Genomic DNA, 14,826 nt, shown 5'->3' with positions numbered 1-14,826 from the left:
AGTTCATGCCCGCATAAAAGCCGCTCCAGAAGGCCGACAGGCCCAGGGAGAGCACGGTGAATTTCATCATGGTGGTGAGCGACATCACCGCACCACCGCCAGCGGCGTTGCGCAGCATCTCGCGGTACTCAGCCACGGTGCGGGTGATGTAGTGCTCGCCGGTCTCGGAGCTGCGCTCGGCCACCTTGGCCGCCAGCAGCGAGGTGTTGGCGGTAATCAGCGCCCGCACGCTGCGCCGCTCTTGGCCCACGGTCACCAGATGCGCCATCAGGCGGGCCGTACTGGCCGCCGGGTTGGCTGAGAGCAGGCAATCCAGCAGGGCGCGAATGCGCAGCACCCGCTCACGCAGTTGGCGCAACTGAAACACCAGGTTGACTGAAATGCCATGTGCGTCCAGGTGCGTGTAGACCGTGGCCGCGGCGTGGCGGCAGGCTTCCAGCTGTTCGCGAAATTGGAGCAGCGCGTCCTGGCGCGCCGCGTTGTCGTTCTCAGGCGAGGCCAGATAGGCATCGCGCAGCACATCAAAGTCTCTCGCTAAGGTGTGAAACGGCCCGGCATCGCGCGCCGGGGCACTCATGCGCAGGCGCAACTCGGGCGAGAAACCGGTGGCGCGCACCTGGCTGGTGCAAAAGGTGAGGGCTTCCAGCACCGTCGACTGCCATTTGGACAGCGGGGGCGCAGGTTCTTGGGTCAGTGCTGCGGGCGGTGCTTGCAGCAAGGCCCTGATCCGATCCAGCGTTGTTTCATCCAATGCTGCGAGCCACAAGGCGTCAAAGCGGTGGTTTAGCACCAGGGAAAATAGCACCGAGGCATCGGCAGTTTCAGGTGTGCCGGGCAGTATTTTTTGCCGGATGCGCTCGGCCAGTTCGCTGACAAACGCACTGCGCGAGGCAAAACCGTAGTCGGCCAGCAGCGTGGTGCCGTCGATGGTTTCGAGCAGGGTTTGCCACCAGTTCTGCAAGCGGGCCCGGGTCTCCAGTCGAACCTGCAGGGCATCCAGTAGCAAATGCACCCGGCCCAGAGCGGCGGGCACCGAGCGGGCATCGCCCCGAATCCACTCAAACAGCGCAATCAGCCACAAGTGGCGTTGCACCAACTCGGCTTGCGGGTCCAGCGCGGCCAGTAAATCAGGCAGCTCTCGCATTGGCGTCGTGCGTCTGGTCAATGCAGGGTGCGCGTGCCGCCGCTGGCGCTCAAGGCATCGAGCACAAACATGGGCACGTCCACGTCAAACTTTTCACCGTCTTCTGCGACGCAGAAGAAGCTGCCGTGCATGGTGCCGGTGGGTGTGCGCAGGCGGGTGCCGCTGGTGTATTCAAACACCTGGCCCGGTTTGAGCAGCGGTTGCTGCCCAATCACGCCCAGGCCCTTGACTCGCTCGGTGTGCCCGTTGGCATCGTTCACGTTCCAGGTGCGCGAGATCAACTGGGCCGGAACCTCGCCGGTATTGGTGATGGTGATGGTGTAAGAAAACACATACAGGCCCTGCTGCGGGGCCGACTGCTCGGCCAGGTAGTGGGGCGAAACTTCAACACGAAATTGGTACTTGGACATAAAGCGATGCTACCTGCGAAAATAAACAACGGAAAATCCCCGATTTTTACCCCAAACTTCTTTAAGCCCATTGCCATGACCTTTTGCATCGCTCCTTCCCTTCTCTCTGCTGACTTTGCCCGTTTGGGCGAAGAGGTCAAAAACGTGATTGCTGCCGGCAGCGACTGGATTCACTTTGACGTGATGGACAACCACTACGTGCCCAACCTGACCTTCGGCCCGATGATTTGCAGCGCCCTCAAGCCCCATGCCAAAACTGCCGCCGGTGTGGCCGTGCCAATCGACGTGCACCTGATGGTGCAGCCGGTCGATGCGCTGGCCAGCGCCTTTGCCGATGCCGGTGCCGACCTCATCAGCTTTCACCCCGACGCCACCAGCCATGTGCACCGCAGCATTCAGGTGATTAAAAGTAAAGGTTGTAAGGCCGGGTTGGCGTTCAACCCGGGTCAGCCACTGGATGTGCTGGACTGGGTGATTGAAGACATTGACCTGATCGTCATCATGAGCGTTAACCCCGGTTTTGGCGGCCAGAGCTTCATTGACTCGGCCCTGCGCAAAATTGAAGATGTGCGCCGCCGCATCACTGCCAGTGGCAAAAATATTCGACTGGAAGTCGATGGCGGCGTCAAGGTTGACAACATTCGCCAAATTGCCGATGCCGGCGCCGACACCTTTGTGGCCGGCAGCGCCATCTTTGGCAAGCCCGATTACAAGGCGGTGGTGGACGCGATGCGGGCTTCGTTGGCCGCTTAAAGGCTGAATAAGCCGTTAAAGCAAAGCTGAAATCACGGCTGATTGAGCTTGGGCAGTTCCAGTAGGACGGACGCTGGCGCGTCAACACTGGTGGCCAGCGCGGCACTGCGCGCTGACACCGACTGCAACACCAACGCGTCATCAAGTTGCGCGCCCACCCGGTAGGGCTTGGCCGGTTTGCCATCGATGGCGATCAGAGCGTAACCACCTTTGGCGAGGTCGGCCACCACGCCGATGAGTTTGAACCGGTTGGCGGCAGCCTCAACCGGCGCTGCCGCAGTTCGCCCGCCGCCCAGCAAGCGGGCAACCACTTGGGGATCGGCTTGGGGTGCCTCAGCAAATGCCAGGGCCGCACTCGGTTGAGCCGGTGCGGTGGCGTTCCATTTGAGTCCCCAAAAGGTGGCGCTGGCAGCCGCCAAAGCCGCGAGCACAAAAGTGACCGCCCGAAGTCCCCAAATACTGGTTGATTGCGTTTGCATGGGCCGATTATCAATGAAGCCCCGCGGCCATAAGCCGGCGTCGGGACTGAATCATGGGGCCAATTTACCCGGATTGTTGCGGTTTCTCAAAAACACCCGGTCGCGGGTCTTCAAGCCATCAGTTCATTGCAGATATCATCAAACTAAAAATTAAAACCGACCCTCACCCCGGCACCTATGAAAAAAAACTCCACCTTCTTTATTCGACGTGTCCAAAGCGGCTTCACCCTGATCGAACTCATGGTGGTGCTCCTGATCATTGGCGTGCTGGCCGCGCTGATCGTGCCCAATGTGCTCGACCGGGCCGACGACGCCCGGGTCACGGCGGCCAAGACCGATGTCAACAACCTGATGCAGGCGCTCAAGCTCTACAAGCTCGACAACCAGCGTTACCCCACGGCCGAGCAGGGTTTACAAGCCTTGCTGATCAAGCCCACCGCCGCCCCGGTGCCCATGAACTGGAAGACCTACCTGGACTTGCTGCCCAATGACCCCTGGGGCAAGCCTTATGTGTACCTCAATCCCGGCATCAAAGGCGAGGTGGATGTGATGTCTTATGGTGCCGATGGCCAGGCCGGCGGCGAGGGCAAAAATGCAGACATCGGAAGCTGGCAACCGTAAACCGCGCCGCGCAGCACCTGCCGGCTTCACGCTGCTGGAGTTGCTGGTGGTGATGGCCATCGTGGCGATGGCCTCAGCCGGTGTCGGTTTGGCGATGCGCGACACCGGGCAGGTGCAGCTGGAGCGCGATGGCGAGCGGCTCACCGCCCTGCTGGAGTCGGCCCGGGCCCAGTCCCGGGTCTTGGGCGTGCCGGTGCATTGGCGCGCGACCGAGGCCGGTTTCCAGTTTGATGGCCTGCCCAACTCGGATTTGCCCTCGGCGTGGCTGGATACTGATACGGCCGTGGTGCCGAAACCCGGTGCCCGGACGGCCGTCACCTTGTTGCTGGGTCCCGAGCCCATCATTGGTCCGCAAGATCTGGTGTTGGTCTCCCGCAGCCAGCCCGGTAAAAGCGTGCGGCTCGCCAGCGATGGCGTGCGCCCGTTTGCCGTGCAAGCCGAGTTGCCATGAGCCTGCGGCGCTTTAAAACGCGTGGTTTTACGCTGGTCGAGGTGCTGGTTGCGCTTGGCATCGTGGCCATTGCACTGACCGCCGGGCTGCAAGCCACCGCCGCACTGACGCGCAACGCCCAGCGCCAGTCTGATGTGTTGCTGGCCCAGATGTGCGCCGAAAACGAACTCATCAAAACCCGCTTGTCACGCCAAATGCCTGACGTGGGCGACAGCACGGTGGCTTGCGAGCAAGCCGGACAAAGCTTCAGCGTGGTGCTGGCAGTGCGGCCCACGCCCAACCCCAACTTTCGCCGCGTCGATGCCCAGGTGCTGAGTGGCGAAACGTCGGTGCTGCGCCTCTCCACCGTGGTCGGGAAGTACTGATGCGGCCCCTTAACAAACGCCGGCCAAGCGGCTTCACGCTGATCGAGTTGCTAGTAGCGATCAGCCTGATGGCGCTGATGGCGGCCTTGAGTTGGCGTGGCCTGGACGGCATGACCCGGGCGCAGGCCCAGATGCGCCAGCGCGCCGACGACGTGCTGACCCTGCAAGCCGGGTTGGCGCAATGGGGTGCCGACCTGGACGCGCTCGCGACCCAGCCCAACACCCCGAGCCTGGACTGGGACGGTCGGGCGCTGCGCATCCTGCGCCGGGGCAGCGCCAGCGCGGGCGAGGGCCTGCATGTGGTGGCCTGGTCGCGCCGCGCGATCGAGGGCACCGGCCAATGGCTGCGCTGGCAATCGCCGCCCCTGACCACGCGTGGCGAGTTGCAGTTGGCCTGGCAAAAAGCTGCCTTGTGGGGCCAGAACCCCAGCGACGAGGATCGCAAGCTTGAAGTGCGGATTGCCGTGCTTGACCAGTGGCAGATTTTTTATTACCGCAGCGATGCCTGGAGCAACCCGCTGTCGAGCGCCGGGGCGGCGACCGATGGACCGACGCCGGTCGCGCCGGTGGCGGTCACCCCGGTGGCGGCACAAGATGTCACGCCAGACGGTGTTCGCCTGGTGTTGACGCTGGCGCCCGGCCAAGCCATCAGTGGCGTGGTCACGCGCGATTGGCTGCGCCCCACCGTGGGGGGCAATAAATGAAGGCGCAACGCGGCGCCGCCATCCTGACCGCCATGCTCACGGTGGTGCTGGTGGCCACGCTGGCCGCCAGTTCGCTCTGGCAGCAGTGGCGCGGGGTCGAGATTGAGGCCGCCGAGCGCAGCCGCACGCAGTCAGCCTGGGTGCTGATCGGCGCGCTGGATTGGGCCCGGCTGATCCTGCGCGAAGACGGCCGCAAAGGCGGTGCCGACCACCTCGGTGAGCCGTGGGCGGTGCCGTTGGCACAAGCCCGCTTGTCCACCTTTCTGGCGGCCGACCGCAGCAATGCGCAGGCCGCCGAAGACGACACCCAGGAGGCCTTTTTATCCGGGCAGATGGTCGATTTGCAATCACGGCTGAACGTCGCCAACTTGGTGCTGGATTCGAAAATTGACGAGACCAGTCTGAAAGCCTTTAAACGGCTGTTCAAACAGCTGAACCTGCCCGAAAGCGAGTTGACGGCCCTGGCCGATAAGCTGCGCCTGGCGCAAGACCCCCACCTGGATGCCAAAGCCACGGCCGAAGCCCCTCTGCAACCGCAAACGGTGGACCAATTGGTTTGGCTGGGTTTGTCACCGCGCAGTCTGGCCGTGTTGCGCCCCTTTGTTACGCTGCTGCCGGTGCGCACGCCGGTGAACCTCAACACCGCCCCGGCCGAGGTGGTTTACGCCTGCGTGGAGTCGCTGGCGCTGGCCGACGCCCATCACTTGGTAGACGCGCGCAGCGCCTCGCCGCTGACAACGTTGGCGGAGGCTGGCAAAGCCGCCGGTAAAGCAGATGCTTTTTTCAACGAACAGCTATATAACGTGACGACACGTTACTTCGAAGTGCGCGGCAACCTGACCGTGAACCAGACCACCGTGCAAGAGCAATCCGTGGTGCAGCGCGACGGCATGGAGGTCAAAACCCTGACCCGAAATCGTGGCGTGGCCCCGGCAATCGCCCCCCTACAATGATCTTTCAGCCTCCACCTTGCGCATGACCACCCTGATCATTACCCTTCCCCCAGCCCCGTCTGACGCCGCGGCTTTGTACGACTACGTGCTCAGCCCTGACGGCAGTGCGGTGGCCGGGCAATCGAGTGTGCCGCTGGCGCTGTTGCCCGCCCTCGGCAACGCCGACGAGGTGGTGGCCGTGGTGCCTGCCCGGTACTTGTCGTGGCATCAGGTGCAGTTGCCCAAGGGCACGTTGGGGCGAAAGTTTTTTCAGGAAAGCAGCCCCCTGCGGGTGCGCGCCATTTTGGACGGCCTGCTGGAAGACCGCTTGCTCGATGACACGCAGCAGCTGCACTTTGCTCTGGCGCCCGAGGCGCAAACAGACGCCCCGGTGTGGGTGGCGGTGTGCGACCGGACCTGGCTGCAGACGGCGGTGCAGGCGCTGGAGCAAGCCGGGCATCGCCCGAGCCGCATCGTGCCGGCTTTTGCGCCCGAGTCTTTGGGCGACACGCTGTATGTGATGGGCGACGCTGATGCGGCCCAGATGGTGTTCACCCAACGCGGCGGCGTCTCGGTGTGGCCGCTGTCCAAAGCGTCGGTGGCCTTGTTGGGCTGGCCTGAAACCGCAGCCGTGGTGGCCGAGCCCGCCGTGGTGGCGCTGGCGGAGCAATTATTGGGGCGGACCGTGACCCTGCAACCCAGCGCCCAGCACAGCGTTCAGGCAGCGGCCTCGCCGTGGGACTTGGCGCAGTTTGACCTGATCAATTCCAGCAGCGCCCGCACCAAAAAACGCTGGTTGGCCGTGGGCAACAACCTGCTGCGGGCGCCGCGTTGGCGTGCGGCACGGGTCGCCGTGGTGGCTTTGCTGGCCGTTAATCTGGTCGGCCTGAATGCCTGGGCCTGGCGCGAGCAGGCCAGCCTCAAGGCGCAGCGGGTTGCGATCAACACAGTGTTGAACAGCACCTTCCCCAAAGTTCAGGTGGTGGTGGACGCACCGGTCCAGATGGCCCGCGAAGTGGCGACCCTGCAGCAAGCCAGCGGCGTGGCGTCAAACCGCGATCTGGAAGCGATGTTAGGGGCTTTTGGGGCTGTAGCCCCCGTCGCGTCTGTGCCATCCGCTATTGAATATGTAGCGGGTGAGTTGCGCCTGAAGGGCCTCAAACTCAAGCCCGAAGACGCCAGCCCGCTGGCTTTCAAACTCAAGCCGCTCGGCTATGGCGCCACGGTCGAGGGCGACAGCCTGCTGATCAAACCGGTGGCGGGCTTATGAACCTGCTGCAAATTCTTCAAACACTTCAAGCCCGTTGGGCCGGTGTCTCGCCCCGTGAGCAGCGCATGGTGCTGGCGGCGCTGGCGCTGGTCGTCAGTGCGCTGGTCTGGTGGGTCGGGCTGGCCCCGGCGCTAGCCACTTTGCGGACCGTTGAGAAACAGCGCCCGGTACTGGAGGCCCAGTTGCAGCAGATGCAGCGCCTGCAAGCGCAGGCTAAATCGTTGCAGGCCCAACCCCGGCCGTCGGCGGAAGAGGCCCGCCGCCTACTTGAAGCCTCGGTCAAGCCGCTGGCTTCCACGGCCCAAATGACGGTGGTGGGCGAACGCGTCAGCGTCACCTTCAAGGGGGTGTCGGCCGATGTCCTGGCGCAATGGCTGGCGCAAGCCCGCCTGAATGCCCACGCCATGCCGAGCGAGGCGCGCCTGCAGCGCAGCGCCACCGGAACCTGGGACGGCACGCTGGTGCTGAGCCTGCAGTGACGCGACCTTCGAGCACCCCGTGGACTTGGGCGCTGGCTGGCGCGTTGCTGGGCTTGCTGCTCACCACCTTGTGGCAGTTGCCCGCCAGTTGGTTCACCCCCTCTGTGCAAACCGTCAGTCAGGGCCGCTTTCTGCTGCAGGATGCCCGCGGCACGCTCTGGAATGGGTCGGCGCAATTGACCTTGGCCGGCGGTGCCGGCAGTGCTGACGCCGCTACTTTGCCGGGCCGCCTGGCCTGGAAGATGTCGCTCACCGGCGCGGGGCTGAATGCCGATGTGCTGGCCGATTGCTGCTTGCAGCAGCCTTGGCGCCTGAGCCTGATGCCGCGCTGGGGCGGTACCCAACTGATGTTGGCAGACAGCCAGTCGCAGTGGCCCGCCCAGGCGCTGGCCGGTTTGGGCACGCCCTGGAACACGGTGCAGCCCGAAGGCAGTCTGGCTTTGTCAACCCAGGGGCTGACGCTGGAGTGGGCGGCCGGGCGCTTAGCTGTGGCCGGGCGCGCCCAACTGGACGCCAATCAAATCTCATCGCGCTTGTCAACGCTCAAACCGATGGGCAGCTACCGCGTTACCGTGGTGGGCGGCGCGGCAACCACGTTGCAACTGGAAACGCTGGAGGGCAGCTTGCAGTTGTCGGGAAGCGGCCAGTGGGTCGGCGCCAAACTCCGGTTTGACGGCGAGGCCAGTGCCGCCCCAGAGCGGCAGGAAGCCTTGTCCAATCTTCTGAATATCATCGGGCGCCGCGACGGCGCTCGCGCCATCATCAAAGTGGGTTGAATCTGTATGAAATTTTGTGACTTCAAAAAATCAAAAAACGCTATAAGTTATATAGCTGTTTACGCTTTAATCACGGGGGCTGCAGGCCTGTTTGCCATAAATGTGCAAGCGCAGACGGCGCCCGCCCTGAAGGTGGGCGAGCCGGTCACGCTGAACTTCAACAACGCCGACATCGAAGCTGTGGCGCGCACCATGGCCAACATCACGGGTGCCAATGTGGTGGTCGACCCGCGCGTCAAGGGCACGCTCACGCTGGTGACTGAAAAGCCGGTGAGCCGCACCGCGGCCATGAACCAGTTTCAGTCCGCATTGCGCTTGCAGGGCTTCACCATGGTCGAGTCGGCCGGGCTCTACAAGGTGGTGCCCGAGGCCGATGCCAAGCTGCAAAGCAGCGCCGTCACGGTAGACGACAAGGCCACCGGCGCGGCCATTGGCAACCAGATCACGACGCAGATTTTTAAACTCAACTTCGAGTCGGCCAATAACCTGGTGCCGGTGCTGCGCCCGCTGATCAGCCCCAACAACACCATCAACGCCAACCCCGGCAACAACTCGCTCATCATCACCGACTACGCCGACAACCTGCGCCGCATGGCGCTCATCATCGCGACGATGGACGTCGCCAACGCCACCGATGTCGAAATTTTGTCGCTCAAGCACGCCATCGCGGTCGACCTCGCGCCACTGGTGCTGCGCTTGGTGGAGTCCTCCGGCAGCGGCGCCCCGGCCGGGCAGGCCGACACCTCGTTCAAGACCACGCTGATCGCCGAGTCGCGCTCCAACACGCTGATTTTGCGGGCCGCCAACCCGGCCCGTGCCGCGCTGGTCAAGTCTTTGGTCGAGAAACTGGACCAACCCGCTGGCAATGGCGCCAATGGCGCAGCGGGCAATATTTATGTGGTCTACCTGAAGAACGCCGACGCCACCAAACTGGCTGTGACCCTGCGCGCCGCGATGTCGGGGGAAGTTCGCGCCACTCCCGCCACGCCGACCGCCGGAGGCGCTGCCGCCGGGCCTGCCACTACCACCGGCGGACAAGTGCAGGCTGATGCGTCCACCAACTCGCTCATCATCACCGCGCCCGAGCCACAGTACCGGCAGTTGCGGGCGGTCATCGACCGGCTTGATGCGCGGCGGGCGCAGGTGTTTGTGGAGAGCCTGATTGCAGAGGTGAGTGCTGACAAGGCGGCTGAATTTGGTATCCAGTGGCAGGCCGGTGCCGGCCAGACGGGTGACAACATTCTTGGCTTGCTCGGCACTAATTTCAGCATTGGCGGCAAAAACATATTTGGTATGGTTAATAGTGACGGCAAATTGACGCCCCCCTCAACGGGGATTAATTTGGGTGTCGTCAAACAGTCCAATGGCCTGCCTGTGCTGGGCTTTTTGGCGCGGTTTCTCGAAGAGTCTGGCAGCGGCAATGTGTTGTCGACGCCTAACCTGCTGACGCTTGACAACGAAGAGGCCAAGATCGTCATCGGTCAAAACGTGCCTTTCGTCACCGGGCAGTTCACCAATACCGGCAGTAGCAGCAGCGGCAGTTCAGTTAATCCGTTTCAGACCATTGAGCGCAAGGACGTCGGCCTGACGCTCAAGGTCAAGCCGCAAATCAGCGAAAACGGCACCGTCAAGCTGGTGATTTACCAGGAGGTTTCCAGTGTGCAAGCCTCGACTGTGAACGCCATCAACGGCCCGACCACCAACAAACGCACGATCGAGTCCACCGTGTTGGTTGAAGATGGCAGCATCGTGGTGCTGGGCGGTTTGCTGCAAGACGAGTATTCCGGCAACCAGGACAAAGTGCCCGGACTGGGCGATGTACCTTTCTTTGGCAATCTGTTTAAAAGCGAAGCACGGTCGCGCAAGAAGACCAACCTGATGGTGTTCCTGCGACCGGTGGTGGTGCGTGATGCCGCCGCCACCGACCGTTTGTCGGTGGGCCGCTACGAGATGATGCGTGCCGGTCTGAAGGACGCGCAGCCGGTGCCGAGCACGGTGGTGCCAATCAACGAAGCCGCCACGCTGCCCGCTTTGCCGCCTGCCAAGTCAACGCAGGGTGACGCTGCATCGATTCCAGTGAGTCCGCTGCCCCAGCCCGTGATTCCTGCCGCCGAGCCCAAGCAACCCTGATCACGACCCGCCATGCGCTACCCGCTGCCCTACGCTTTTGCCCGCACCCACCAGTTGTTGCTGGAAGAAAATGCAGGCGTTTTCACCCTCTGGCTGCACCCGGACACGGCACCGAGTGCCGCCGGTGAAGTGCTGCGCAAATACCCGCAGTGCCAGCTTGAAGCGCTGCCCGCGCAGGCGCTGATCCAGCGCATCAGCGCCGCCTACGCGCAGGGCGAGTCGAGCGCGGCGATGGTGGTGAGCGAGGTCGAGAGCGATGCCGACTTGTCGCGCATGATGCAAGACCTGCCCGCGATCGAAGACTTGCTGGAAACCTCCGACGACGCGCCCATCATCCGCATGCTCAATGCGCTGCTGACGCAGGCCGCGCGCGATGGCGCCAGCGACATTCACATCGAGCCCTACGAGCGCCACTCCAGCGTGCGCTTTCGCGTCGACGGCACGCTGCGAGAGGTGGTGCAGCCGAACCGCGCCCTGCACGCCGCGCTGATTTCGCGCCTCAAAATTATGGCCGACCTCGACATTGCCGAGCGCCGTTTGCCGCAAGACGGCCGCATCTCGCTGCGCATTGGCACCCGGGCGGTGGATGTGCGCGTCAGCACCTTGCCCAGCGCGCATGGTGAGCGGGCGGTGTTGCGGCTGCTGGATAAATCCGAAGGCAAGCTGAGCCTTGAAGGCCTCGGCATGCAAGGCGACATCCTGGCCCGTTTCCAAAAGCTGATTGAGCAACCGCACGGCATTATTCTGGTGACCGGCCCCACGGGTTCGGGCAAAACCACCACGCTCTACGCGGCGCTGAACCGGCTGGACGCGAGCCGTAGCAACATCATGACGGTGGAAGACCCGATTGAGTACGAGCTGTCGGGCGTTGGGCAAACGCAGGTCAACGCCAAGATTGATTTGACTTTTGCCAAGGCCTTGCGCGCCATCCTGCGGCAAGACCCGGACGTCATCATGATCGGCGAAATCCGCGATTTCGAAACCGCGCAGATCGCCATTCAAGCCTCGCTCACCGGCCATTTGGTGCTGGCCACGCTGCACACCAACGACGCCACCAGCGCCGTGACGCGCCTGACCGACATGGGCGTGGAACCGTTTTTGCTGAGCTCTTCGCTGCTCGGTGTGCTGGCGCAGCGACTGGTGCGCAAGCTGTGCCGGAGTTGCCATGGGGACGGTTGCCCGGCCTGCGGTCAAACCGGCTATGCCGGGCGCTCGGGCGTTTTTGAACTGCTGGTGACCGATGACGCCATTCGCGCCCAAATTCACAGTCGCGCGTCAGAAGCCGACATTCGCAGCGCCGCGCTGGCCGGGGGCATGACGCTGATGCGCGACGATGGCGAGCGCTTGGTGAAACTGGGCGTGACCTCGCGCGAAGAACTGGTCCGCGTCACGCGGGATTAGCCCCATGCCCGCCTATTCTTTTGAAGCCCTCACCGCCGAGGGGCAAACCCGCAAAGGCGTGATCGAGGCCGACTCGGCCAAGGCTGCCCGCAGCTTGTTGCGGTTGCAGTCGATGGTGCCTTTGAGCGTCGAATCGGTCAGCGCCGACGCAGCATCCGGCGTAGGTGCGACGGGGCAGGGTAGTCGCATGAAGCGGCGCGTGTTCAACGCCACCGGTCTGGGCGTGTGGACGCGACAGTTGGCCGGGCTGGTGTCTTCCGGTCTGCCGCTGGAGCGGGCGCTGGCCTCGCTGTCGGAGGAGGCCGAAGGCGAGCCCGAGCGCAATCTGGTGGCCTCCTTGCGCTCCGAGGTCAACGGCGGCTCGACGTTTGCGCGGGCGCTGGCGCAGCATCCGCGCGAGTTCAGTCCGATTTACCAAGCGGTGATTGGCGCGGGCGAACAAAGCGGCAATTTGGGCTTGGTGCTGGAGCGCTTGGCCGACGACCTGGAAGAGCAGCAGGCGCTCAAGTCCAAGCTCATCGGCGCGGCGCTTTACCCGGCCATCGTGAGTTTGGTGGCGGTGGTCATCGTGCTGTTTTTGGTCACCTATGTGGTGCCGCAGGTGGCGCATGTGTTTGCCGGCAGCAAGCGCGCCTTGCCGCTGCTCACGGTGCTGATGATCGGCATGAGCAGCTTTGTGCGCAGCTACGGTTGGCTGATGTTGATTGCTATTTTATTAATAGCTGTTGGCGCACGTCTGGCCTTGGCTAGACCACTAATTCGTGAAAAGTTTGACGCTGCCTGGCTGAACCTGCCGATTCTGGGAAAACTCTCGCGCAGTTACAACACCGCGCGCTTTGCCAACACGCTGGCGATGCTGGCCGCCGCCGGGGTGCCGATCCTGAAAGCCTTGCAGGCCGCCGCCGAAACCTTGTCTAACCAGGCCATGCGCGCCGATGCGCTCGATGCCTTGGTGCTGGTGCGCGAAGGCGCGCCGCTGGCGTCCGCCCTGGCCCAGAAGAAACGCTTCCCTGGATTGCTCGCCATGTTTGCCCGCCTGGGTGAGCAAACCGGCCAGTTGCCGCTGATGCTGCAACGCGCCGCCAAGCAACTTAGCACCGAGGTCGCCCGGCGCGCCATGGCGCTGGCCACCCTGCTGGAGCCGCTGCTGATTGTGGCGATGGGCGTGGTGGTGATGCTGATCGTGCTGGCGGTGCTGATGCCGATCATTCAACTTAACCAGTTGGTCAAGTAGGCAACTGCTTTTCTTAGCGTAGCAAGTTAAGGTAAACCCGACCTCAATGCGTTGTTATTGACGCGTTTTTCGGCGAAAAAAGCGAGTTGATCCAATTTGGAGCAGCCTCGATGGATCAATTTCCCCTTTCACTTTCACGCATGAGTGGCGCACAACGCCCTTGGCTTTTTGACTTCACTCAGAGCTAACTTGATGCAAATCACGTTGCTGGGATGGCATTAAATTTCCTCAAAAAGCATTGGGCATGCAATTTGCATTAACGCATGGTCATTCTTGAACAAGTGACATTTATCAAACAACTAATGAGGAGACTCTTAATGAGCAAGATCGTGAAGCATTCCCTGCAGAAAAAAATCGTGGCGCTGGCCGCACTGGCGCTGGTGTCCGGTGCCGCCCTGGCACAAAGTAACGTGACGATCTACGGCGCCATTGATCTCGGCTTGCTGGTCCAGAACAATACTGGCCCCGCCGTATCTTCGCCTCAGCTTTACAACGGCGGAATTTCACCCAGCATCTGGGGTTTTCGTGGCTCGGAAGACTTGGGTGGCGGCCTGAAGGCCAACTTCAATCTTGAGTCACACTTTTCTGCAGACACCGGCGCAGGCACGACTACGTTCTTTCGCCGTCAATCCAATGTCGGATTTTCATCTGCCAGCATGGGCACCTTGACACTGGGCAATCAGTACGGCCCAGCTGTTTTGGCCTTTGCCGCCACCGACCCCCGCGGTCTGCGCGAGAACTTCTCGGGTTTGTATTCGTGGGCCTACAACTCTGGCGCGCTCATTCCATCCCTCCCCGCTCCCGGCACCAATAACGGCAATAACGATGTAGGCGTGTTCCTGCAAAACGCTATTTCCTACAACAACACGCTGGGTCCGGTCGGCCTGGGTGTGGCCTACAGTGTTTCTGAAGACAAAGGTGCCGTGGTGTCCCTGGGGGCTACTTACGCTGGTCCAGTGTCCTTGTCGGCCGCGTACCAGACCACTAATCTTCCTAAAACCTCTGACCAGCAAAGTGCCTTGTACACCGTGGGCGCGGGTTACACCATGGGCGCCTTCACCGGCAAACTCAACTACCTGCGCGGCACCAACAAGGACTCAAGCCAAGTTGAGACCAGCAATGTAGAAGTCGTGGGCCTGGGCCTCGATTGGAAACTGGCACCCAATAACACTGTGATCCTCGCGGCTTACTTTGGCAAGGACAAGAACGACGACACCAACAAAACCACGTCGTACATCCTGAGTGATGAATATGCTTTGTCCAAGCGCACCACGCTGTACGCCACCGCAGCATTCGTGAGTGCCGACAAAATGGCAAAGGGCGGGTCAAGCAACCTGCTGACCTCGGTCGTGGCCGGTGGTACGGGGTCAGACAACAACGCCAGCTTGTTTAACTTCGGTGTCAAACACTCGTTTTAATCAACACAACGGGTAAACGTGATTTAAAAATGAATGGACTGGCGGGATCTACAAGATCCGGTTAGTCCATTTTTATATCAAGTAGCCTGTTTTGCTGGAAATATCGCGTACTGACTCCTGGTGACCGTCATCCAGTTTTAAACTTCCTACCGACACTGCTTGGTGTCGATTATTTAGGAAACGACTCATTTGAATTACGAAAATATAGACGCCGTGATCGTCGATCTGGACGGCACGATGGTCGATACCCTCGATGACT

The 14,826-nt window shown here is 62.1% G+C and carries 16 protein-coding genes and 1 pseudogene; 13 read left to right on the top strand and 4 right to left on the bottom strand.

Features of this window, described 5'->3' with window-relative positions; genetic code table 11:
• Together WCG50_RS12650 and apaG are read right to left on the bottom strand one after the other, a co-directional pair.
• Positions 1-1,144: pseudogene (locus tag WCG50_RS12650) on the bottom strand (recombinase); the annotation flags it as partial.
• Positions 1,145-1,161: 17 nt separating this feature from the next.
• Positions 1,162-1,554 (bottom strand): Co2+/Mg2+ efflux protein ApaG, encoded by a 393-nt coding sequence (gene apaG / locus WCG50_RS12645; RefSeq protein ID WP_336899964.1) that lies wholly within the window; start codon positions 1,552-1,554, stop codon positions 1,162-1,164.
• Positions 1,555-1,623: 69 nt separating this feature from the next.
• Between apaG and rpe the strand changes: the two genes are divergently transcribed.
• Positions 1,624-2,307, top strand: a complete 684-nt coding sequence (rpe, locus tag WCG50_RS12640; protein WP_336899965.1) for a ribulose-phosphate 3-epimerase — start codon at positions 1,624-1,626, stop codon at positions 2,305-2,307.
• Positions 2,308-2,339: 32 nt separating this feature from the next.
• On the opposite strand, the gene WCG50_RS12635 is transcribed toward rpe, so the two are convergent.
• Positions 2,340-2,786, bottom strand: coding sequence for a type II secretion system protein N (locus WCG50_RS12635; protein ID WP_336899963.1), 447 nt, complete (start codon positions 2,784-2,786; stop codon positions 2,340-2,342).
• 177 nt (positions 2,787-2,963) lie between these two features.
• On the opposite strand from WCG50_RS12635, the gene gspG reads away from it, so the two are divergent.
• From gspG to WCG50_RS12575, 12 genes are all read left to right on the top strand, one after another.
• On the top strand, positions 2,964-3,407 hold the full coding sequence (gene gspG / locus WCG50_RS12630) for a type II secretion system major pseudopilin GspG (protein ID WP_336899962.1): 444 nt from the start codon (positions 2,964-2,966) through the stop codon (positions 3,405-3,407).
• Entirely contained in the window at positions 3,379-3,858 is a 480-nt protein-coding gene (locus WCG50_RS12625) for a prepilin-type N-terminal cleavage/methylation domain-containing protein (protein WP_336899961.1), read from the top strand. Before gspG ends, WCG50_RS12625 begins: the two co-directional genes overlap by 29 nt.
• Entirely contained in the window at positions 3,855-4,223 is a 369-nt protein-coding gene (gene gspI / locus WCG50_RS12620; RefSeq protein ID WP_336899960.1) for a type II secretion system minor pseudopilin GspI, read from the top strand. The genes WCG50_RS12625 and gspI overlap by 4 nt, the downstream gene beginning before the upstream one ends.
• Positions 4,223-4,927 carry a prepilin-type N-terminal cleavage/methylation domain-containing protein gene (locus WCG50_RS12615; protein ID WP_336899959.1) on the top strand — a complete coding sequence of 235 codons (705 nt, stop codon included), beginning with the start codon at positions 4,223-4,225 and terminating at the stop codon, positions 4,925-4,927. Before gspI ends, WCG50_RS12615 begins: the two co-directional genes overlap by 1 nt.
• Positions 4,924-5,880 carry a type II secretion system minor pseudopilin GspK gene (gene gspK / locus WCG50_RS12610; RefSeq protein ID WP_336899958.1) on the top strand — a complete coding sequence of 319 codons (957 nt, stop codon included), beginning with the start codon at positions 4,924-4,926 and terminating at the stop codon, positions 5,878-5,880. Before WCG50_RS12615 ends, gspK begins: the two co-directional genes overlap by 4 nt.
• Before the next feature lie 22 nt (positions 5,881-5,902).
• Positions 5,903-7,129, top strand: coding sequence for a type II secretion system protein GspL (gene gspL / locus WCG50_RS12605; RefSeq protein ID WP_336899957.1), 1,227 nt, complete (start codon positions 5,903-5,905; stop codon positions 7,127-7,129).
• On the top strand, positions 7,126-7,608 hold the full coding sequence (gene gspM / locus WCG50_RS12600) for a type II secretion system protein GspM (RefSeq protein ID WP_336899956.1): 483 nt from the start codon (positions 7,126-7,128) through the stop codon (positions 7,606-7,608). Before gspL ends, gspM begins: the two co-directional genes overlap by 4 nt.
• Positions 7,605-8,384 carry a type II secretion system protein N gene (gene gspN / locus WCG50_RS12595; RefSeq protein WP_336899955.1) on the top strand — a complete coding sequence of 260 codons (780 nt, stop codon included), beginning with the start codon at positions 7,605-7,607 and terminating at the stop codon, positions 8,382-8,384. The genes gspM and gspN overlap by 4 nt, the downstream gene beginning before the upstream one ends.
• 6 nt (positions 8,385-8,390) lie before the next feature.
• Positions 8,391-10,514: a type II secretion system secretin GspD gene (gene gspD, locus WCG50_RS12590; RefSeq protein ID WP_336899954.1), complete on the top strand. Its 2,124-nt coding sequence runs from the start codon at positions 8,391-8,393 to the stop codon at positions 10,512-10,514.
• 12 nt (positions 10,515-10,526) lie between these two features.
• Positions 10,527-11,915, top strand: coding sequence for an ATPase, T2SS/T4P/T4SS family (locus tag WCG50_RS12585; protein WP_336899953.1), 1,389 nt, complete (start codon positions 10,527-10,529; stop codon positions 11,913-11,915).
• A 4-nt stretch (positions 11,916-11,919) separates the two neighbouring features.
• Complete coding sequence (gene gspF, locus WCG50_RS12580) at positions 11,920-13,149, top strand: type II secretion system inner membrane protein GspF (RefSeq protein ID WP_336899952.1); 1,230 nt, start codon at positions 11,920-11,922, stop codon at positions 13,147-13,149.
• A gap of 317 nt (positions 13,150-13,466) precedes the next feature.
• The gene (locus WCG50_RS12575; RefSeq protein WP_336899951.1) at positions 13,467-14,567 is read left to right on the top strand and encodes a porin; all 1,101 of its coding nucleotides are present in this window, start codon (positions 13,467-13,469) and stop codon (positions 14,565-14,567) included.
• A gap of 72 nt (positions 14,568-14,639) precedes the next feature.
• Here WCG50_RS12575 and WCG50_RS12570 read toward each other — a convergent pair.
• A partial coding sequence (locus WCG50_RS12570; RefSeq protein WP_336899950.1) for a hypothetical protein occupies positions 14,640-14,826 on the bottom strand: 187 nt, incomplete at its 5' end.

Origin of the sequence: Rhodoferax sp. (assembly GCF_037143375.1) — a bacterium.
Classification (GTDB): Bacteria; Pseudomonadota; Gammaproteobacteria; order Burkholderiales; family Burkholderiaceae_C; genus Rhodoferax.
Note: the sequence above shows the minus strand (reverse complement) of the source record. Positions and strands in the feature narration are given on the sequence as shown.